Below are 22,282 nucleotides of genomic sequence, written 5' to 3'. Positions count from 1 at the left end.
CGGAGCTCGGAGATGATGGATCCGGCGAGCTGCGCATTCACCAACCCGAGCGCGACAATCGCGGGATGGGCGGCTGTCAGTCCGCGCGAGCCTTGAACAGCGTATTCGTGTTCGTCGCGTCGGAGAACGACGACTCCCAGCACTGGCCGTTTTCGGTGTTGATCACCTGCGCGATGACCGACGGGCTCAACGCGAACGGCATTACCGGAGGAGATAGCGCCGCGCCCGAAGCACGCACTTCGATCCGCGCTTCGCCGTCGTCGCCGGTTTCGACGCTCAGGCTTCGCACCGGGCCGTTACCGCCGTCCTTGTCGCTGTAGACGTATCCGAGCTCCGTCGCTTTCCAGCACGGCGAGCCGTTGCAGGTGCCGGCGGCGGCCGCGTCGCTCTCGAATACGTTTCGCATCGTGCCGCCGACATCGTCGTACATGCAGACGACATAGTCGGCCGTCGTCGTCGGGTTGCCGATCTCCGACGTCGTCGTCAGCTCTCCCGATCTCCACTTCCAGTTGAGCTTGTCCTTCGGACCGACAGGATTGCGGAGCTTGATGCTGGAGACACCCGGGTTTGTCGAGACGTGACACCCCGTCGCCGGCAAGGACGGACAGTCGTCGTGAGACCTCGCATATGCAGCGTCCGAGACGTCGGTCTCGGGAACAGGCGCGAGAATCGTCTCCCAGACGAGCACGCACGTTCCGACGGGACTGCAGTCGAATCTTGGCGCGGAATCTACGCCGACGAGGGTCTGCGTCATGCCGTCGTTCGCCGCATTGACGTTGATCGCGGCCGCGTCCGTCCACGTAAGCCCGCCATCGAGCGAGCGCGAGCCGTAGATATCGCCGTCGTTGCCCAATTTCCCGCCGGCGATCTGCGTCCAGATGGCCTGCCAGACGCCGTCATGGTACCGCAAGCGCGGCGTGCCACTGTGCTCGTTTCGGAAGATCGTAGTCGGCGAGCTCCACGAAGCACCGTCGTCCGTCGAGCGTATCGTGACGCTGTTGAAGATGTCGAGGTCGAACAGACCGCCGGCGATCATCCACGTGCCTGCACCGTCGTAAATGAGATCCGAGGGGCCGACCGGAATCACCACCGGCGCGCTCCACGTGGCGCCGACGTCGGTCGACGTGGAGACGACTGCCCCGAGGGCGCTGATATAGACAGTCATCCACGTTCCGTTGCCGTCCGTCGCGAGCTGCACCGGGCCGTTCGACCCGTTGTTCGTGCTCGAGACCGTCATGCGAGGCGACCAGGTGAGGCCGTCGTCCGTCGAATGCGACGAGAAGACTTCGTGCGTTTGCGTGTACTGGTCGTATCCCTGGCTCATCACGACCCAGTTGCCGGCCGAATCCGTGGCGATCGAAGCGTAAGAGTGCCAGAACGATGAATAGACAGGGGTAGCCGCAGACCATGTCGCGCAGTGGTCGGCGGAACGCACCACGATCATGTCCGGATCACAGGCGGCGGTGATGCACGTCCCGGAGCTGCTGACGGCGACGCTCTCGGCGATTCCCGGCATCGTTGCCGCGGCGGACCACGTAAGTCCGTCGTCGGTGGACCGGGAGAAGAACGCCGTGGCGGACGGGCTCGTCCAGAAGGCCGCCCAGCTACCGGCACCGTCGCTGGCCACGATCGGCGTATGCGCAGCGTGGTCGGTGTAGTCGGAGTTGAGGATTTTCGTTGCATCGAACGCGATCACTGCATCGGCAGACTGGGCCGTGAAGGCGATCGCAAAGGCAACGGTTGCGAACTGGGCTTTAGGCATGGTCCCTCCGCCCGGCCGTTATATGGCCCGGACGGTGGTTGAGTAAAGATGTCACTTGACGGCACCTCCAGCCGTCAAGGCACGAAAACGCTCGCAGCGACCTGACGCGAATGGGTTCAACGGCGAGGTTCACAGTCGCGGACACCTGCGCTACCGTCGCCACCGTGGACGACCTTGACCCGCAGGAAACCCGCGAGTGGCTCGACTCACTCGATTCCGTTCTCGCCACCGACGGTGCACAGCGGGCGCATTACCTGATCGAATGCCTCGTCGAGCGCGCGCGCCGGTCGGGCGTCTACCTTCCGTACCGGGCAAACACCGCGTACATCAACACGATCCCGGTCGGCAAGGAGCCGCGTTACCCAGGAGATCGATCGCTCGAGCGTCGCATCGAAGCGTACCTTCGGTGGAACGCGGTGGCGATGGTGGTGCTGGCCAACCGGCGCTCCACGGAATACGGCGGTCATCTTGCCAGCTACGCATCGTCGGCGACGATGTACGAAGTTGGCTTCAATCATTTCTGGCGTGCAGCTACGGCGGACAGGCCCGGCGATCTCGTGTTCATGCAGGGCCATTCATCGCCCGGCGTCTACGCGCGCGCGTATCTCGAGGGGCGCCTCAGCGAGGAGCAGCTTCTCAACTTTCGTCGCGAGATCGGCGGCAAGGGGCTCAGCTCGTATCCGCACCCGTGGCTGATGCCGGACTTCTGGCAGTTCGCGACCGTGTCGATGGGACTCGGCCCGCTCATGGCCATGTATCAGGCGCGTTTTCTCCGGTACCTCGAGCACCGCGGCCTTACCGAGCCGTCAGACCGCAAGGTCTGGGCGTTCTGTGGCGACGGCGAAATGGACGAACCGGAGTCGATGGGCGCACTGACGATGCCGGTGCGCGAGAAACTCGACAACCTTATATTCGTCATCAACTGCAATCTGCAAAGGCTCGACGGACCTGTCCGCGGCAACGGCAAGATCATCCAGGAGCTCGAAGCTGCGTTCCTCGGCGCGGGCTGGAATGTGGTCAAGGTCGTGTGGGGCGCGCGCTGGGATCCGCTGCTTGCGCGCGACACGAAGGGCACTCTCCAGCGCGTGATGGAAGAAACCGTCGACGGCGAATACCAAAGCTACAAGGCCAACGGTGGTGCGTACACGCGCGAGCATTTCTTCGGCAAGCATCCTGAATTGAAAGAAATGGTGGCCAACATGTCCGACGTGGACATCTGGCGGCTCAACCGCGGCGGTCACGATGCCGTGAAAGTTTATGCCGCGTACGACAACGCGATGAAGACCGAGGGGCGGCCGACGGTAATCCTGTGCAAGACGGTCAAAGGATTCGGCCTCGGCAAGACGGCCGAGGGCCAGATGGTTGCTCACCAGCAGAAGAAGTTCGACGCCGAAGCCCTGCGCGAGATGCGCGACCGCTTTCACATACCGGTGAGCGACGACGACCTCGTCAACGTTCCTTTTCGAAAACCTGCCGAGGACAGCGAGGAGATCCGCTACCTGCGATCGAGGCGGGAAGCACTGGGCGGCTATCTGCCGGCCCGCGACTCCGCGCCAAAACCGCTCGCGATCCCGCCGCTGACGGCGTTCTCGTCGATGCTCGACGGCACAGGCGAACGCCAGATCTCGACGACGATGGCGTTCGTGCGGCTGCTCTCGACGCTGCTCAAGGATCCGAACATCGGCAAGCACATCGTTCCGATCGTTCCCGACGAGGCGCGCACGTTCGGCATGGAAGGGTTGTTTCGCCAGATCGGCATCTATTCATCGGTCGGCCAGCTCTACACGCCCGAGGATGCGACCGACCTCATGCCCTACCGCGAGGACAAGAAGGGGCAGCTTCTCGAAGAAGGCATCACCGAAGCCGGCGCGGTGTGCTCGTGGATCGCGGCCGCCACGTCGGCCGCAAACCATCGCGTCGCGATGATTCCGTTCTTCATCTTCTATTCGATGTTCGGCTTCCAGAGGATCGGCGACTTTCTGTGGGCGGCGGGCGACATGCGTTCGCGCGGCTTTTTGCTCGGCGCCACTGCAGGACGCACCACGCTCGCCGGCGAAGGGCTGCAGCATCAGGACGGCCACAGCCAGCTCCTCGCGACCACGGTTCCGAACTGTCGCGCCTACGACCCCGCCTACGCATACGAGCTCGCCGTGATCCTGCACGACGGCCTCACCCGCATGTACGTGGACTGCGAGAGCGTCTACTACTACCTCACGATCATGAACGAGAACTACGCGCAGCCGGCGATGCCGGTCGGCGCCGAGCGCGGCATCGTTCGCGGCGGTTACCAGGTACGCAGCGGCACGAAAGGCCGCAATCGCGTCACGTTGCTCGGGAGCGGGACGATCCTGCGCGAAGCGCTTGCCGCCGCGGAGATCCTCGAGGAGGACTACGACGTAAGTGCCGACGTCCTGTCGATTACGAGCTTCAGCGAGCTGCGGCGCGAGGCGCTCGAATGCGAGCGCTGGAACCTGCTGAACCCCGACGAGAAGCCGCGCGAGCCGTACGTGGCCGAGCTGTTCGAAGACCGGCCGGCGCCCGTCGTCGCCGCTTCGGACTACATGCGCACCGTACCCGACCAGATCCGGAAATGGGTGGCGAGTCCGTACGTGACGCTCGGCACCGACGGATTCGGGCGAAGCGATGCGCGAGCCGAGTTGCGGCGGCACTTCGAGGTGGATCGAGCATTCCTCGTGCTGGCAGCGCTGCGCGAGCTCGCCGAGCTGGGCAAGATCGATCCGGCCGTCGCCACCTCGGCCATGGCAGCTCTCGGCATCGACCCGAAAAAGCGCAACCCGCTTTGCGATTGAGCGACGCAATGCCTGCCAACGAAATCCATTTCCCGGACCTTGGCGACTTTCACGATGTCCTCGTCATCGACGTGATGGTGAAAGCCGGTGATCGCGTCGAGGTCGACACGCCGCTGGTCACGCTCGAAACCGACAAGGCGACGATGGACGTCCCGTCCCCGTCCGCCGGAGTGATCGCCGAGCTCCACGTCGCGAAGGGCGACAAGGTGAACTCCGGGGGGCTGCTCGCAACGCTCGCGGACGCGGGCACGTCGTCGGAAGGCGCGAAGCCTGAGGCTGCCGCGGAGGCGAAGCCGAAAGGCGGTGCCGGCGAAGCCGAGCCCGTCAGATCCGCCGAAGCAGCGGAACCTGACGAAGGCGGCGACACGAACGAAGTCGAACCGGTCGAATCCGCCGAAGCTCCAACAGTTGACGAAGATCGCAAAAAGCCGAAGGCCGAACCGGTCGAAACGGCAGAGATGCCGAAAGCGGACGAGGGAGGGCGCGGAGCTGCGGAAGCGCAAAAGCCAGCGCGGGCCGCGAAGCCTGGCGGCGCGCAACGCACATCTGGATCTGCGACCGTCGCGGCGTCGACGGCAACGACGACGGCGCCGCCGCCGCCTGCGTCCTCTTCGACCGACGAAGCGGCATTCGCCAAAGCACACGCCAGCCCATCCGTTCGTGCGTTCGCACGTGAGCTCGGAGTCGATCTCGGACGTGTGCGAGGCAGCGGCCGCAAGGGCCGCGTGACCAGCGACGACGTGAAGGCCTTCGTCAAGACCGCGCTGACCGGTGGCGGCGATGCGGCTTCCGCCGCGCCGGGCGGCGCGGGTTTGCCGCGCGTAGCGGCCGTGGATTTCACGAAATTCGGCCCTGTCGAGATCGTTCCGCTGACGCGAATCCAGCGCATCTCGGGACCGCGGCTGCATGCGAGCTGGGTGAACCTGCCGCACGTGACGCAGTTCGAGGACGCCGACGTCACCGAGCTGGAGGAAGCTCGCCGATGGCTCAAGCTTCGCGCGGCCAGCGAAGGCATTGGCCTGACGTCTCTCGCGTTCGTGCTTCGCGCATGTGTGCTCGCACTGAAGGCGTATCCCAAGCTCGGTGCGTCGCTCGACTCGAACGGGCAGAATCTCGTGCTCAAGAAGTACTGTCACCTGGGTTTTGCGGCCGACACGCCCGACGGTCTGGTGGTGCCGGTGATTCGCGATGCCGATCGCATGGACGTCTTCGAGCTGGCACGCGCGCTCGGTGAGCTGTCGGGCAAGGCGCGCACCGGCAAGCTGTCGGCCGCGGAGATGCAGGGAGGCTGCTTCACGGTCTCGAATCTGGGCGGCATTGGCGGCACGGCATTCACGCCGATCATCAACGCTCCGGAAGTCGCCGTGCTCGGCATCTCGCGGGCCGTCCAGAAGCCCGTCTGGAAAGACGGCTCGTTCGTGCCGCGCCTGATGCTGCCGCTCTCCCTGTCGTACGACCACCGCGTCGTCGACGGCGCCGACGGCGCACGTTTCGTCGGCTTCCTCGCGCACGCCCTCGCGGACGTGGCCGGATTGATGGCGCCGCCGTGACAGTCGCGGACAAGACGGCGCAGTCCGGTGGGACACCCGCTGGCGACAACCGCACGCAGATTCTCGTCCTCGGCGCAGGCCCCGGCGGCTACTCGGCGGCGTTTCGCGCCGCCGATCTCGGCCTGTCGGTTACGCTCGTCGACCGCGGCGAAACTCTCGGCGGTGTGTGCCTGAACGTGGGCTGCATTCCGTCGAAGGCTCTGCTTCACGCGGCCAGGGTCATCGAGGAAACGCGCGAGATGCGCGCGCACGGCATCGTGTTCGATCCGCCGCGCATCGACCTTGCGCAGCTGCGCGGCTGGAAGAACGGCGTGGTCGCGAAGCTCACAGGCGGTCTTGCGATGCTCGCGCGCCGTCGCAAGATCCGGGTGGTACGAGGCGCCGCCACGTTCGCCGATCCACACACGGTCAACGTGGTGGCCGAAGACCGAACGCAGCGCATCGCGTTTGACCAGTGCATCATTGCGACCGGCTCCTCGCCGGTGCGGCTGCCGATGATGCCGGAAGATCCGCGCATCATGGACTCGACGGGCGCGCTCGAGCTTCGCGAAACGACCGGGCGCCTGCTGGTGATCGGCGGCGGAATCATCGGCCTCGAGATGGCCTGCGTATACGAAGCGCTGGGCGCTACGGTAAGCGTCGTCGAGCTGACCGGACAGCTGCTGCCGGGTTGCGACGCCGACCTCGTCGCACCGCTCGCCAGGCGCATCGGCGCTCGCTACGAGCGCATCCTGCTCGACACGAAAGTCGCGTCTGTCGTCGCGACCGGCGGTGGGCTCGACGTCACGCTCGAAGATGCGAAAGGCAGCTCGACCCAGGTCTTCGACCAGGTGCTGGTTGCGGTGGGACGCTCGCCGAACGGGAAGCTCCTCGATGCGGAAAAGGCCGGCGTCGTGGTGGACGAGCGCGGCTTCATCGCGACGGACTCACAGATGCGCACCAACGTAGGCCACATCTTCGCGATCGGCGACATCGCCGGCGCGCCGATGCTGGCTCACAAGGCCTCGCACGAAGGAAAGGTTGCCGCGGAAGTCGCCGCCGGCGGCAAGCGCCACTTCGATGCTCGCGTCGTGCCGTCGGTGGCGTACACGGATCCGGAAGTTGCATGGGTAGGACTGACGGAAGTGGATGCGGAGAAGCACGGTATTGCTTTCGAGAAGGCGTCGTTTCCATGGGCAGCCAGCGGCCGCGCGCTGTCGTTGGCGCGCGACGAAGGCTTGACCAAGCTCCTCGTCGATCCCGCGACACGTCGCGTGCTTGGTGGCGCGGTCGTCGGCGTGAACGCCGGCGAGCTCGTCGCCGAGATCGGGCTGGCCATCGAGATGGGCGCGGATGCAGCCGATCTCGCGCTGACGATTCACGCGCATCCGACGCTGTCCGAGACCATCGGAATGGCGGCCGAAGTCTGCGAGGGGACCATCACGGACCTCTACCTGGGCCGGTAACGCGAAAATCCAGCGACGACTGCCGAGAGCCGGTCGTCGGCCGCCGTCCAAATGTGTGTTGGGTCGATCGGCGCCGTTCACGGCGTTCGCCCATGGGGAGATCGCGCGCGTGACGATCCGCTGCGATGCGACCGGCAGCGGCGAGCTCTGTCTTCAGACGGTGTCGCGTCCTGACGCATCGGCTGATGCGCCGGAAATGAATGCGACGGCTTCCCGGCTTTTACCTGGAATCGCACGAGGTCGACGGGCAATGAAGTCAGTAAAGCCAGGACACGCCACAGCAGCGCCCGTTGATGGCGAATCGCGGCCGGCCGAATTCAAATAAGCTTATTTTGACGGCGAGTGATTCTTATCGGCCACGAATCCCGGCTCAGCGCGACCTGATCAACGATTCTTTCGCAGAGCTGAGGAGCCGACGAACAGAAACTGTGTGGTCAGAACACGAACTGTGAGTTGCGGACGCAACAACGCGTGTAGATGTGGCGCACGTCATTTCGACGCACGATCGACAGAAGCTCGGAGATCCCGTAAAAAGGCATCATGAAGAGACAGTCTGTAGTCGCATTCATCTTCGCAGGCTTTGTGGCGGTACTGACGGCTGGCGTTGCAAGCGCCGGCGGCAAGCCGGACGGGGCTTCGTGCCACGTGCACAAGAGCTGCCGCAGCGGAAGCTGCATTCGCCAGTCCCCGGCGGACAAGTTCGGGAAGTGCTGCGCCGCTCAGGACTGCGCGGCGCTCGGCGCGCAGTGCGGCGAGATCGACAACGGCTGCGGCCTGCCGATCCAATGCGGAGTCTGCGGACCCGGCGCGACCTGCGTGAACAATACCTGCGAGGTCGGTACCACGACGACGTCCAGTACCACTACCAGCACGAGTACCAGCACGAGTACCAGCAGTACGAGCACGACTTCGACGACGAGCACGACCGTGCCGAGCTGTTCCGGGCTGACCTGCCCGTTCAATTTCTGCAATGAAGTCCAGGACTGCTACACGCTGCAGACCACGGACACGTGTGGCGTCTGCGCTCACAATTTTTTCTGCGGAGTCGCGACTGCTTGCACCTCACCCGCCGACTGCGGGCCGGGTCAGGTCTGCGTGGTGGATTCGTGCTGCGGTGTGGGTACCGGTCGCTGTACCGATCTGTGCGACGCCACGACGACCACGACCACTTCGACGACGACCACTTCGACGACGCTCGATCCGTGTGCGAACGGAACTCAGGATGGCGACGAGACCGGAACGGACTGCGGCGGAAGCTGCGGCGCCACCTGCTTGTACGGAGCAGGCTGCGACGACGACGGGGATTGTACGAGCGGCGCTTGCGCCGCCGGAGCGTGCCGCGACAAGCTCGTCTTCGTGACGTCGCAGTCGTACACCGGCAACCTCGGCGGGCTGGCCGGAGCCGACACCAAGTGCAACGTGCTGGCCACCAACGCCGGACTCGGCGGAACCTGGGTCGCGTGGCTGTCGACGAGCGGTGGGAGTGCGATCAGTCGGATCGTCGATCAGCAGTACCGCAACACGAACGGCGAGGTGGCGTTTACCAGCAAGTTCTTCATGTCGATCGTCGGCGCATGGGTCGCCATCAACTATGACGAGTTCGGCAACAGCACCGGCAGCGACCTCGCGTGGACCGCATCGAATGCCGTCGGCCTCCAGCGACCGGACACTTGCAGTGACTGGGCGAGCACGTCAGGAGAAGCCGGCACCGGAAACCCGAGCGTGAGCAACGAGTGGTCGCTCTCGGGAGTTGCGACGTCCCCGTGCACGGAGAGCCATCGGCTGATCTGTTTCGAGAACTGAGCGCGGAGTCATCTCCCGAGTGAAATGTTGCTCCCGCTCCGCGCACAGCCAGATCGGAGGGGGTGCCTGCTGCGGGAGCGTTTTCACCACGGCCGGAGTCCGCCGCAATGCGGATGGAAGGTTCCAGGCGAAAGGCAGCGAATAGAGCGCGGCCGGCGTGACGGCAGCCACGCCGCCGTCGCACGCGCACGAAAAATCGCGCCGGCGACGCAGATGAGGCCGCGCGGGTTTTGACAGAAGTCCGCGGACGGGAGTAGAGGGCCGCACCGGAGGTCCCATCCGATGCGCATCGCCATCCTGCCGCTTGCTGCCGCCTGCATCCTCGCCACGTCCTCGAGCGCCGACGCGAACCTCGTCGCGCGCTACAGCTTCGATACCGGTGCCGGCGGAAACACGGCCTTCGAGACCGTCAGCGGCTTCAACGGCACGCTGAGCGGCAATGCCTCGATCACCACGACAGGCGGCATCTCGGGCGGCGCGCTCGATCTTTCCGCACCGTCGCCGGGGCTCGTCAACGCCGGCGACGTCCTCGCGTTCATCGGTCAGGAACGCTTCAGCATGCAGGCGTGGGTCAAGACGACTTCGACCTCGTCCATGCTCGTGTCGGGTCGTCATCGCCAGTTCATCACCAGCGGCTACTGGCTCGGACTCAACGATACCGGAGACGGCCCGCCTGCCGAGCCGGTCGGCTCGTTCCATTTTTTCCAGTCGGACCAGCCGCCGTTCAATACGGGAGATCAGGGAATCAACGACGGACAGTGGCACCAGATCGTTGCCGTGCGCGATACGGCCCGCGGCGAGCTTCGTCTCTACGTGGACGGCGTACGCAAGCCGCAGGCGGACTCGAGCGGCACGATCCAGTCGCTCGTACCGACGACGGCTCCGTTTTTCATCGGCGGCATGCTGACCGGCGAGACGCCGATCAACACGTTTACGGGACTCATCGACGAAGTGCGCATCTGGGACAACGCGCTCAGCGACAAAGACGTCGCGTTCTTCTACGCGCACCCCGACTCGCTGAACAACATCGTCTGCGGCGATGCGAGTGGCAACGGCAGTCTTCTCGCGGGCGACGCTCTTACCGCTTTGCGCACCGCGGTGGGTACGAGCAATTGCCAGAAGTGCGTCTGCGACGTGAATGGAACCCCTGGAATCACTGCCAGCGATGCGCTCCTCGTCCTGCGCAAGGCCGTCGGACAGAACGTGAATCTGCAGTGCGAGCAGTGCATCGCGGCAGATGTGGCGGGCCTGCGGTGGGAAATCCCATGCATGAACAGCATCGGTCCCAACGTGTGCAGCTGCGGCAACGATTTCGTCGATTCCGCGACGCTTCTCGGCGACGTGAACACCGTCTACGACGTCCAGTTCCGCTTTCGCGGCGTCGTCGAGCAGAAGACGTACACGGGCGGCGACAAGGACGGGCTCTTCCTTGCCGGCGGCACGCCGGCCGCCGACCCGTACAACGTCTACAAACTGGAAATCTCCAATCCGCCCTCGACGTACTATCTGAATGCCGGCACTACGGGGATCGAGCGGTGCTGGCTGCTCGACGTGACGCACACGATTCCGATCAAAGGCGGCGCGACGCTGACGCTCGAAGCGCATGCGATCGATTCGGCGGAAATCAAGAACCGCGACGATGCATCGCAGCCCATCATTCCTCCGGGAGTGCCGCCGGCACCGGATCCGTACAACGGCCAGTTCATCCAGATGGACGTGATCTCGGTCGAAGAAGCTCCATAGGGCGAAGGAGAGGACCCGCCGTCAGCTGTATCGCAGCACGTCAGGTCGGGAAGTCGTAGCGTTCGATCTGGACGTTGTGCCACTCGGCGCCGCGTGCGGGCTGCACGACCCACCCGCGGCCGCCGTCGCGCGGCATCCGCCGGTCCATGCGACGGCTCGTGGAGTGAAGCTCGAAGACGAGACCGGACGCCGTCATCTCGCGACGAAGCGCCTCTCGGCGATCCAGCTCGCTTAACGCGGGCGAGATCGAACATGGAGAGACGCAGAGCAGACAGGTCCTGCCCATCGAGTTGACGGTTGCGACCAACGCTGCCCAGTCTTTCAGATCCCGTTCGGTGATTCCGGGCTGGTGCAGAACGTAGTTGAAGCTTACGAGATAGTGATCGGCGCGCGGAATGGAAAGCTCCGCGGAAGTCTCCGCGAATGCAAAGTCCAGCCACGGCGGCGCGAGAGTGCGCACGAACTCGATGCCCAGTCGCCGCATCAGGCTGTGCGGCTCGACGCCGATGTACGTCAGCCTGACGGGTGGCTCGGGTGTCCACGCTTCGACAAGGGCTGCGGCGACGTTGCCCGCGCCGGCGCCGAGATCGACGGCACAGACTGTCTGTCCCGGAGACATGAAAGGAGCGCAGTCATCGATTGCGAGCCGGAAAGCGTCCGTGTGCGCGCGGTGGAGCTTGAAAGCGTCCACCATCGCGTAGCACTCCGGATCGTCGCGAAGCAGCCGGCCCTGACGCCGTCGCTCGGCCGCGCGAATCTCCTCGAGCGATAACAGGCCGTGTCGCGCTCGAAGCGTCGCGTCGAATGCGTCGTCGTAGTTCATCTGCGACCTGGGTTTTCCAGTTGGACGACGGTGAGCGCAATCGCCAGGCCAGGCCGAGCGCGCAGCCGCTTGAAACACCGGTCCTTTGCGGCAGGGTGCGGTGCAGGCATGAGGAAGCCATGGATCACCCGATGAATCTGCCCGCCCACAAGACGAGGATCGTCGCGACCATCGGCCCGGCATCGCAGTCGGTCGAGGTCATGGAAGCAATGCTCCTCGCGGGCATGAACGTCGCGAGGCTCAACTTCTCTCACGGAGACTTCGACAGCCACCGGCGCGTGATCGCGAACCTGCGCGAGGCTTCGTCGCGTACCGGCTGTCGCCTGGCGATCATGGCCGACCTTTCCGGGCCGAAGATGCGCATCGGCAGTTTCGCGACCGACTCGATCCAGCTGAAATCGGGAGACGTGTTCACGCTCACGACACAGGATGCAGTGGGGAATCAGGAGCGAGTGTCGGTCAGTTTCGACCGGCTGCCCGAAGTGGTGAAAGCCGGAGACTCGCTGTTCCTCAATGACGGCTACGTCCAGCTTCGAGTCGAGCGCGTGCACGGCTCCGACGTTGCCTGCATCGTCACGGCCGGCGGCGAGCTCAGCAGCCGCAAGGGCCTCAATCTGCCCGGCATCGCGCTCGGGATGAGCGCGTTCACCGAACGCGATCGTGCTGCCCTCGCGTTTGCGCTCGAGCACGGGGTCGATGCGGTCAGCCAGTCGTTCGTCGAGAACGCGGCCGACGTGGAAATGGTGCGCACCGCCGCGCGGGAGCTCGGCTACGACCCGTTTCTCATCGCCAAGATCGAGCGATCGCGTGCCCTCGACCACCTCGACGAAATCCTCACCGCGTCCGACGGCGTGATGATCGCGCGAGGCGACCTCGGCGTGGAGATTCCGATCGAAAAGATCGCACTCGTGCAGAAAGACATCGCGCGGCGCGCCTGCCTGCGCGCGAAACCCGTGATCACTGCAACCCAGATGCTCGAATCGATGACGAGCCACCGCCTGCCGACGCGTGCGGAAGCCACCGACGTGGCCAACGCCATCCTCGACGGCACCGACGCCGTCATGCTGTCGGCCGAATCCGCGACGGGAAGCTTTCCGGTAGAAGCCATCGCGATGCTTGCGAGAATCGCCGCCGCGGTCGATCCGGCGCGACCGCGCATCCATGCCGAGGAGCTGCACAAGGCGGCAGGCTCGCCGGCCGGTGTTGCGGCCGAGCACCTGGTCGCAGCCAGTGTCGAAGCTACTCTTGCCTACGCGAACCCGGTCGCGGTCTTCGTGCCTACGCTGAGCGGCGCCAGTGCGCGCCGCATGTCGCGCCACCGTCTGCCGGTGTGGACGATCGCGGTGAGCCCGAACCACGTCGCGTGCCAGAAGCTCCAGTTCTCGTACGGTGTGTTCCCGGTGTGCGAGCCGTCCGACCCGGGCGCGTGGAGCGAGTACGTGCGGTCGTGGACGAAAGTACACGGTCTCGAAGGGCGTCTGGCTATTCTGGTTGCAGGCCCGTGGCCTCAGGATCCGAGCGCGAACCATCGCGTGGAGTTCGTCGACCTGTAGCGTGGGCCTGGGCCAGCACGCCGTGCAACCAGGTCAGAGCTGCTCGCCACAGCGCAGACCGCCTGTTAGTCAGGCGCATCGATCCTGCGCCGCCGACTGCCGACGTCCGGTCTACTCATGTCCGAACCAAAGGAGAGTTCCGATGACTGGTCGCGTTCTGCCGCTGATCCTGCTCGCGGTTTCCACTCTGACGACCTCCGCTGCCGCGACGCCGCCGGCGCTTACAGACCTCGGCACGCTCGGCGGGGCCAGCAGCGAAGCGTATGCCATCAACGATTCGGGACAGATCACGGGTCATGCCGACCTCGACACGCTGAACGATCACGCGTTCTTCTACAGTGGCGGCATCATGACCGACCTGGGCACGTTCGGCGGACACGACAGTGCCGGGCTTGTCATCAACGGCGCCGGACAGATTGCCGGCTGGGCCGAAACTACCGGCGACCTTGAAGTCCACGCATTTCTCTACAGCGCCGGTGTGATGAGCGATATCGGCACCCTCGGGGGGACCGAGAGTTACGCATCCGCAGTCAACAGCTCGGGGCAGGTCGTCGGGCAGTCGCTCATGGCAGGCGACCTGGAGACGCACGCATTCCTCTACAGCGGCGGAGTGCTGACCGATCTCGGTACGCTTGGCGGGAGCATCAGCATCCCGACGGCGATCAACGATGACGGGAAGATCGTCGGCTACTCGATGATCGCCGGTGACACCGAGTTTCATGCGTTTGTCTACAGCGGCGGAGTCATGACGGATCTCGGGTTTGGAGTACCCGGCTCGTTCGCGCATTCGATCAACAGCTCCGGTCAGATCGTCGGAGACGCGAACCTTCCCGGCAGCACGCAGGTCCAGGCGTTCGTCTCCAGCAGCGGCGTGAACACTTACCTCGGCACCCTCGGTGGACCCTACAGCAGCGCGATCAACATCAACGATGCCGGTACGATCATCGGCGTGTCGAACAATTCCGTGCCCGAAGGACATGGCTTCCTCTACAGCGGCGGAGTGATGACCGACCTCGGTCGAATTTTTCCCAATGCGCAGAACGCCTCGGGCCAGGTCGCCGGTGAGTCGGTGATCGGAGAGCAGCGCGCTGTTCTCTACAGCGCGGGATTTACCGAGGATCTCGGCACATTCGGAGGATTGGAGGCAGCAGCCTATGACATCAACGAAAGCGGGGCGGCCGTCGGCTACGCCGACGTCTCGGCGTCCGTTACGCACGCGTTCCGTCGAGATCCCGTCTGCGGCGATCGCATCAAGGATCCCACCGAAGACTGCGACGACGGAAACTCGATCGATGGCGACTGCTGTGCGAATGACTGTTCGTATCCAGGTCCTGCGATGACGTGCCTTGCAGGAGTAAAGACGTCGCTCGGGATCAAGAACCAGCTCGCCGACAGCAAGGATGCGATCAAGTGGAAGTGGGCCGGTGCAGCGTTCGCACAGGCCGACCTCGGCGATCCGACCGACTCCACGGTCTATACGCTCTGCATCTCTGACTCGACCGGTGGCGTCGATCGTCTGGTTGCGACTCTGCGGATCAACCCGACGCCTATCTGGGAGAATCACGATCCCGATGGATTTACGTACGCGTACGACAACGATCTCGTGAGCGGAGTCTACAAGATGCAGCTCAAAGCCGGAGACGCGGGGAAGGCGAAGATCCAGATCTCCGCGCGCGGCGGTGCCGTGCCGATGCCGCCCCCGATGAGCCCATCCGAGCTCTTCGACCAGGACCCGCGCGTGACCGTTCAGCTCTTCAACGACACCACGGCCACGTGCTGGAGCTCGGAGTTCTCGATCGCGAAAAAGAACAAGGCTTCGGGATTCAAAGCGAAGACCCCGTAAGAATCCGACGCGGATACGCAACCACCGATGACTTCCGGTGCGGCGATGCTATCGGCGAGTGGTCGTTCTCACCCCGTGGTGGCTCCGTACAAGTACGATCTGGTCGCGTGTAAGGGTTTCTCCGGGGTCCCGGCCATCTTCCTGTATATAAGGAAGTGAGCCTCTTCCTACGGCGACCTGCGTCACACGAATTCGCATCCACAGAACAGACAACCGCTCCCGCAATGGTGCCGTTTACCGGAACCGTGCAGGCGAGGCTCTATATCGCCCGATCTGCCCCCTGATCCGGCGACTGCGACACAGTTTTTTTCGCTTTGGCCGACCACGGGATTGCAGGTGATTCCACGGCGTCCAGAGTCGGGATTCCAGACAGGAAAACGACAGGGCGCACTCGCCCGAGGAGCCAACGATGCAACGAATAAAATTATTGATATTCGCGGCAGCCACCTTCGGGGTTGCGCTGCTGCTGGGTGTTGCCACGTCGGCGTATGCCGATCACGGCCAATGCGGCCAACCCCAGTCCAACGGTAAGAATCCCAATACCACGGATGCGCTGCGTGTCCTGCGTGTTGCCGTCGGAAACGCCATTTGCGTGGGTGGCGGTGGCGGTGGCGACGGAGACGACGATGACGACGACGGCGGGGACAATCTGCGCGCCAGCCTGACCGGGACCAGCGGTGTCACCGACAGCGATGATGACGATGACGATGGCGGCGATGGCGACGACGACGACGGCGGAGACAACACGTGTAACGTGAACGCCGATTGCGACTTCGATGAGATCTGCAGCGACGGCAGCTGCGTCGGCAACAACCTCCAGTGCACGACGAACGCCGACTGCGACTCCGACGAGGTCTGCAGCAGCGGTAACTGCGTCGACAGCGACGACCAGTGCACGACCAACGCCGATTGTGATTTCGACGAAGTCTGCAGTGGCGGCGAATGCGAGGATGAAGATAACGACCAGTGCACGACGAACGCGGACTGCGACTCCGACGAGATCTGCAGCGGCGGCGAATGCGAGGACAACGACCAGTGCACGACCAACGCCGACTGCGATTCCGACGAGACCTGCTTGGCCGGCGAGTGCGAGGACAATGACCAGTGCACGACCAACGCCGACTGCGACTCCGACGAGACCTGCATGGCCGGCGAGTGCGAGGACAACGACCATTGCACGACGAACTCCGACTGCGACTTCGACGAGAAGTGCAGCCAGGGCGAGTGCGAGGACGACGACGTCTGCACGACGAACAGCGATTGCGACGGCATCGAGGAATGCCACAACGGCACCTGCGAAGACGACGATCTCTCGTGCACCACGAACGCCGACTGTGACTCCGACGGCCAGTGCGTAGGCGGTTCCTGCGTCGATAACGACGTCGTGTGCACCACCAACGCGGACTGCGAGTCCGGCGATCAGTGTCTGAACGGCGTATGCTCCGACGACGACGCCTGCAGCACCAATGCCGACTGCGACTGCGACGAGATCTGCATGAACGGCGAGTGCGAGAACGAGGACGTCTGCAGCACGAATGCCGACTGTCACATCGACGAGCAGTGCCACAACGCGCTGTGCGTCGACGACGACGACATCTGCAGCACCAACGCCGACTGCGACAGCGACGAGAAGTGCCATCTCGGCGCCTGCGTCGACGACGACGATCTCTGCACGACCAACGCCGACTGTGACAGCGACGAGCAATGCCACAACCAGCTGTGCGTCGATGACGACGACATCTGCAGCACGAACACGGACTGCGACAGCGGAGAGCAGTGCTTCGAAGGTGCTTGCGTGGATGACGACATTGACCTCTGCTCCAGCGATGCCGACTGCGACAGCGGCGAGCTGTGCGAGAACAATGCTTGCGTCGACGACGGCACCTGCTCGACGAACGCCGACTGCGACTCAGGCGAAACCTGCAGTGGCGGCCAGTGCGCCGACAACGACGTCTGTTCGACGAATGCCGACTGCGACAGCGACGAACAGTGCGAGAACGGCGAGTGCGAGGACGAAGGCAATTGCGCGTGCGACGTGGACGACGACGGAAGAGTCGGCGCCAGCGATGCGCTGAGTGTCCTGCATACGGCCGTCGGACTCGGAAACGGGCTGCATTGCGGCCTGCAGTGCATGGCTCCGTAGTGGTCTGATACCCGGGGACGGCGCGAATCGTGCCGTCCCCGCATTCCGGCGAAGAATTCCGCCTGCGACGCATGGGACTTCCCGCCGCAGGCAAAACGGCCCGCGCTCCAGTCGGAGGCGGGCCGTTTTCGGTTTCGGGCTGCAGATCGGCACGCGCGGCGGCGGTGCATTCGAAACGTCAGAGCGCCGAGCTCCGGCGCGGGGAAGTACCTCAGGACCCGATCTGCCTCGCCAGCAGCACGTGCTCGGGTGTCTGCCCTGTTCCGTCACGTCCGTAGGCGAGATACAGCCCGACATCACCGACGCGCGCGACCATCGAGCCTTCCACAAGCCTTCGGTAGCTGCCGGCGATCGGTGACGTGCTTCGGATGATCGTGAAGCTGTCGCCCGCGGTCGGGGTGAATCCGTAAAGGAATTCCACTTTCAACTTTCCACCGACTGTCACGGAGTCGCCCGTCAACGTCGCGTATGTTCCGGCGCCGAGTGCAAAGCTCTGGGCATTGCACAGAGCATCGCCGTCAATGCCATGGTCACGAAGGTTTTCATTCGATCTCCTCGGCATTCAGCCCCGTTTCGACAGCCGGGGAGTGCGCCATTTTCATGTGCGGAAAAAAGAGCGGTCGATGAATCGCAGCAGGTGTGGCCGTCGCGCGTTTGATCATGGCACGACCTCGGTCCCAAGCCGGCGGCCAGTCTTTTGCCACGACTCGCCACAGTTCGGACGGTCTGTTAGTCAGGCGCATGGGAATTTCGGTTTCTCCTGCACTGATCCCATCACTCGACCTGCTGACGGCGGCTGCGCCTGAGCGGATGCCCACCGCGCGCGCCTGATGGATGTGATCTGGACTACGCCATGACGTGCGCGCAGTGCGGCCACGAGCCTCCGGCAGGATCGGCTTTCTGCAATGACTGTGGAGCAAGGCTTGCGATCGCATGCCCTGGCTGCGGCGTCACGCCGCCGCCCGGCTCGCGCTTCTGCAACGAGTGCGGAACGCCGATCGGCGGTCCGCCCAAGCAGGCGGCTCCGCCGATCATCAGCGCCGGCCATGCAGCGGTCCCGACGCCGCAGTCGGACGCGCGCAAGATCGTCACGATTCTGTTCGCGGATCTCGCTGGTTCGACCGCGCTGCACGAGCGCCTCGATCCCGAGTCGGTGCGCTCATTCATGGAGAGTTACTACAGCGCGATGCGCGCGGCGATCGATGCGCACGGCGGCACGCTCGTCAAGCTTCTCGGCGACGGCGTGATGGCGGCGTTCGGCGTGCCGCACGTCGCCGAAGACGATGCGATTCGCGCAGTGCACGCGGGGATCGAGATGCAGCAGGCCTTCCGGCAGCTCGCGCGCGAGCACGCCGACATCGACCTGCGCGTCGCCATCAATACCGGCGAAGTCGTCGTCAGCGGCGACAATACCGATGTGCTCGGCGATCCCGTCAACGTTGCGGCCCGCCTCCAGCAGGAAGCGCAGGCAGGAGACGTCGTCGTCGGCGAGACGACGCGCCGCCTGGTTGCCGCGCATGTGACGCTGGAGCCGCTCGGCAGCTTCACGCTCCGGGGCCGGGCGGAACAGGTCAAGGCCTGGCGCGTGGTCTCGCTCGAACGGCCGAGCGGTGTCGCAACCGCCGCATTCGTCGGACGCAGCAAGGAGATGGGCAGGATCACCGCGATCTTCGACGCAGCGGTGGCGCAGCCCGCCGCCCGGCTGGCTGTGCTGCTGGGCTCGCCGGGTCTTGGAAAGTCGCGACTGATCGCCGAAATCACGAGCTCGCTCGGCGACAATGCGACTACGGTCGTCGCTCAGTGCGATGCGGCCGGCGGAAAGACATTCGCTCCAATCGCCGGCGCACTGCGCGAGCTCCTCGGCGCGCGCATGGTCGAGTCGAACGAATCGATGGACGACGGCGTTGCACTGCGCAGCGCGGTCGAGGCGGCGATCCCGGCGAGCGATGCCGAGCGGTCGCGAATAGCCTCGGGCATCGCAGCGCTCCTCGCCGGTTCTCCGGCGTCGCCGGAGGAGACGTTTTTCGTCATTCGTCGTTTCCTGACCGGGCTTGCGAGCAGCAGGCCGGTCGTGCTCGTGATCGACGACCTGCACTGGGCCGAGCCGCTGCTTCTCGATCTGGTCGAGCATCTCGTGCAGTGGGGAAGCGGCGTGCCGTTGCTGGTGCTCGTCGGCGCACGGCCCGAGCTGCGTGACCTGCGCTCGTCGCTGGTCACACGCGGCGGCCTCGTCTCCGACGTCATCACGCTTGGCGGTCTCGATGCGGGTGCGGCGATGCGGCTTGCGGCGAGCGTGATCGGCGCGAGCGACCTTCCGGCGACCGTGGTTGCCAAGGTGCTTTCCACGACCGAAGGCAATCCGCTGTTCGTCGGCGAGCTCGTGCGCATGCTCGTGGACGAAGGTGCGATCGAGCGCCAGGGCGACCGCTGGGTCGTCGGCGCCAACCTCGCCGCGCTCGAGATGCCGCCGACGATTCACGCACTGCTCGCGGCGCGTATCGAACGGCTGCGTCCGGAAGAGCGCACGGTGCTCGAGCACGCTTCCGTCGTCGGCAGGCACTTCTCGCGAAGCGCGGTCTGCGCGCTTCTGGGATCGACCGGCAGCGACCTCGACGCGCGGCTGGAGGCGCTGCGCCGCACCGAGCTGATCGAGCCCGACACCGGCTGGTTCCTCGGCGAGCCGGTGCTGCGCTTCCATCACGTGCTGATCCGCGATGCGGCCTATCGGCGGCTGCTCAAGGGCAAACGCGCGGAGCTGCACGCCGAGCTTGCCGAGTGGATCGAAGCGAAGGTCGCCGACACGCCCGAGCACGATGAAACCGTCGGGCGTCATCTCGAACAGGCGCACCGGCTTCTGTGCGAGCTCGGCCAGCGCGATCAGAAAACCACGGTGCTCGGCGAGCGCGCGGCGAGTCGGCTCGCGGCCGCCGGACGGCGCGCGCTCGGCGGCGACGACGTGCCGCTGGCTGCGAGTCTGCTCGGAAGAGCCATTGCGTGTCTCGACGCGTGCGACACGGCGCGCGCTGAGCTTGCGCTCGACTGGTGCGAGTCTCTGCTCAGCGCCGGAGACGTCGGCCAGGCAAAGACTGCCATCGAAGAGCTCAGCCGATTTACCAGACCAGCGGCCTCGGGCCTGACGACGACAGCCGACGAAACGAACGTGACCAGGCGGCTTTCGGCCTGGCATGTCTGCTTTGCCGGGCAGCTGACGGTGCTGACCTCGCCGCAAGGGCTACAGGATGCGGCGCGCTCCGTTTCCGCCGCTGCACAACAGCTGGCTGCGCTCGGCGACTCGGCCGGCGAGGCCAAAGCGCATTTCGTGCACGCGCTCGCGCTCGCGCGGCTCGGCGAAGTCGGAAGCTGCGAGGCTGCGCTCGATCGCGCGCTGGCCGCAGCCCGCGGTGCCGGAGACCGGCGACGCGCGAATACCGTGCTTGCGATCGCACCGGTCGCGGCGCTGTGGGGACCGAGTCCCGTCACGCGCGCGAGCGGCCGCTGTCTCGACGTCGTGCGCGTTCTGCGCATCACGCAGGGTGCGCCGGCCGTAGAAGCGGTTGCGTTGTCGTGCCAGGGCGTGCTCGAGGCCCTGCGCGGCCGCACCGAAGCAGCGCGCCGGATGATCGCGTCCGCTCACAAGATGGTCGAAGAGCTCGGCATCACGCAGCGTGTGCTCGAGACCGACGTGTCCGCCGGGCTCGTCGAGCTTCTCGAAGGTGATGCGTCGGCCGCGGAGAGAAACCTGCGCGGTGCCTACGAAGGTTTGCGCGAGCTCGGACTCGGCATCGGCGCTGCACAGGCATCGGCGCTGCTCGCGCGCGCACTGCTCGCGCAAGGACGCGATGCCGAGGCCGAAGCGCTCTCGTACGAAAGCGAGCTGCTGGCAGGCGACGATCTCAAGGCTGCGATCGCATGGCGCGGCGTGCGCGCCGAGGCGCTCGCGCGTCGCGGCGAGCATGGCGCGGCGGTCGAGCTCGCAGGCACGGCGGTCGAGCTGGCGGCGGCAACCGACGCGCTGCTCGACCACGCCGATGCACGCCTTGCGCTTGCGGCAGCGCTGCGTGCCGCCGGTCGCCGCAGCGAAGCAGACGCGGAGGAGCGGCGTGCGCGGGAGCTCTGGGATGCCAAGGGTGCGACGCTGCTTTCGGAGCGCGCGCAGTCGGCGGTGGTCTCGGCCACGCCCGCGCCTGCAATCTCGGGCGCTCTCCAGCCGCCGACGAAGATGCGCAGTGCAATCACGGACGGCCGCCGGCTGCCACGCAATTTCGCCATTCAGAACCGGCACCGGCTCGCGACCGTGATTGCTTCCCGTGACGTACAGGCCATCGAGACGGTCTTCCGACAGGATGTCGAGATCATCGACCACCCGCACGGTCGCAGTTACGGCTACGCCAGCATGCACGAACGGATTCGGCTGATGATTGCGGAATCCGTGGACTCCAAGTGGTCGTACGAGTCGCTGACGCCGCTCGGGGAGTCGCTGGCTGTCTGTCGACTTTGCATTACGACCACGGGTTCGAGTGTCGACACCGCATCCATCGGCGCTACCGACGTGGCTTACGTCCAGGTCGTCGAGGCCGACAATATGGGCCGGGCGCGTAGGGTAGAGATCTTCGCAGAAGACAAGCTCGGCGAAGCGCTCGTGCGACTCTATGAGCGCTATGCCGGACAGCAGCCCGAAGGTCCTGCGCGCGCAAGTGCGGCGCAGGTCGCACGCTCCATCGCCGCTTACGATGGACGCTTCGATCCCGGCCGCGTCGAGAAGGAGTTGTCGACGAGCTTCCGCCTCATCGATCACCGTTCTCTTGCG

At 65.1% G+C, this 22,282-nt stretch carries 12 protein-coding genes; 9 read left to right on the top strand and 3 right to left on the bottom strand.

Features of this window, described 5'->3' with window-relative positions; translation table 11 throughout:
- Positions 1-76 precede the first annotated feature (76 nt).
- Complete coding sequence (locus tag VN634_11620) at positions 77-1,762, bottom strand: sialidase family protein (protein ID HXC51527.1); 1,686 nt, start codon at positions 1,760-1,762, stop codon at positions 77-79.
- Positions 1,763-1,926: 164 nt separating this feature from the next.
- Here VN634_11620 and aceE point away from each other — a divergent pair, with 164 nt between their 5' ends.
- From aceE to VN634_11595, 5 genes are all read left to right on the top strand, one after another.
- A complete protein-coding gene (gene aceE, locus VN634_11615) occupies positions 1,927-4,572 on the top strand; it encodes a pyruvate dehydrogenase (acetyl-transferring), homodimeric type (protein ID HXC51526.1) in 2,646 nt (881 codons plus the stop codon).
- 8 nt (positions 4,573-4,580) lie between these two features.
- Positions 4,581-6,122 (top strand): 2-oxo acid dehydrogenase subunit E2, encoded by a 1,542-nt coding sequence (locus VN634_11610; protein ID HXC51525.1) that lies wholly within the window; start codon positions 4,581-4,583, stop codon positions 6,120-6,122.
- Complete coding sequence (lpdA, locus tag VN634_11605) at positions 6,119-7,567, top strand: dihydrolipoyl dehydrogenase (protein HXC51524.1); 1,449 nt, start codon at positions 6,119-6,121, stop codon at positions 7,565-7,567. Before VN634_11610 ends, lpdA begins: the two co-directional genes overlap by 4 nt.
- Positions 7,568-8,107: 540 nt before the next feature.
- Positions 8,108-9,370: a hypothetical protein gene (locus VN634_11600; protein HXC51523.1), complete on the top strand. Its 1,263-nt coding sequence runs from the start codon at positions 8,108-8,110 to the stop codon at positions 9,368-9,370.
- 282 nt (positions 9,371-9,652) lie between these two features.
- Positions 9,653-11,113 (top strand): LamG domain-containing protein, encoded by a 1,461-nt coding sequence (locus VN634_11595; GenBank protein HXC51522.1) that lies wholly within the window; start codon positions 9,653-9,655, stop codon positions 11,111-11,113.
- A gap of 40 nt (positions 11,114-11,153) precedes the next feature.
- On the opposite strand, the gene VN634_11590 is transcribed toward VN634_11595, so the two are convergent.
- Complete coding sequence (locus tag VN634_11590; protein HXC51521.1) at positions 11,154-11,936, bottom strand: hypothetical protein; 783 nt, start codon at positions 11,934-11,936, stop codon at positions 11,154-11,156.
- A 131-nt stretch (positions 11,937-12,067) separates the two neighbouring features.
- On the opposite strand from VN634_11590, the gene pyk reads away from it, so the two are divergent.
- The 3 genes from pyk (at position 12,068) to VN634_11575 (ending at position 17,475) form a co-directional block, all read left to right on the top strand.
- Entirely contained in the window at positions 12,068-13,489 is a 1,422-nt protein-coding gene (gene pyk / locus VN634_11585) for a pyruvate kinase (protein HXC51520.1), read from the top strand.
- A 142-nt stretch (positions 13,490-13,631) separates the two neighbouring features.
- The gene (locus VN634_11580; protein HXC51519.1) at positions 13,632-15,332 is read left to right on the top strand and encodes a hypothetical protein; all 1,701 of its coding nucleotides are present in this window, start codon (positions 13,632-13,634) and stop codon (positions 15,330-15,332) included.
- A gap of 409 nt (positions 15,333-15,741) precedes the next feature.
- The gene (locus tag VN634_11575) at positions 15,742-17,475 is read left to right on the top strand and encodes a hypothetical protein (protein HXC51518.1); all 1,734 of its coding nucleotides are present in this window, start codon (positions 15,742-15,744) and stop codon (positions 17,473-17,475) included.
- 211 nt (positions 17,476-17,686) lie between these two features.
- Here VN634_11575 and VN634_11570 read toward each other — a convergent pair whose 3' ends face one another.
- Positions 17,687-17,896 carry a hypothetical protein gene (locus tag VN634_11570; protein ID HXC51517.1) on the bottom strand — a complete coding sequence of 70 codons (210 nt, stop codon included), beginning with the start codon at positions 17,894-17,896 and terminating at the stop codon, positions 17,687-17,689.
- A gap of 432 nt (positions 17,897-18,328) precedes the next feature.
- Between VN634_11570 and VN634_11565 the strand changes: the two genes are divergently transcribed.
- Positions 18,329-22,282, top strand: a 3,954-nt coding sequence (locus tag VN634_11565; protein ID HXC51516.1) for an adenylate/guanylate cyclase domain-containing protein, incomplete at its 3' end; no start/stop codon positions are given.

The organism is Candidatus Limnocylindrales bacterium, from assembly GCA_035571835.1.
In the GTDB taxonomy this organism is placed as follows: domain Bacteria; phylum Desulfobacterota; class Binatia; order UBA1149; family CAITLU01; genus DATNBU01.
Note: the sequence above shows the minus strand (reverse complement) of the source record. Positions and strands in the feature narration are given on the sequence as shown.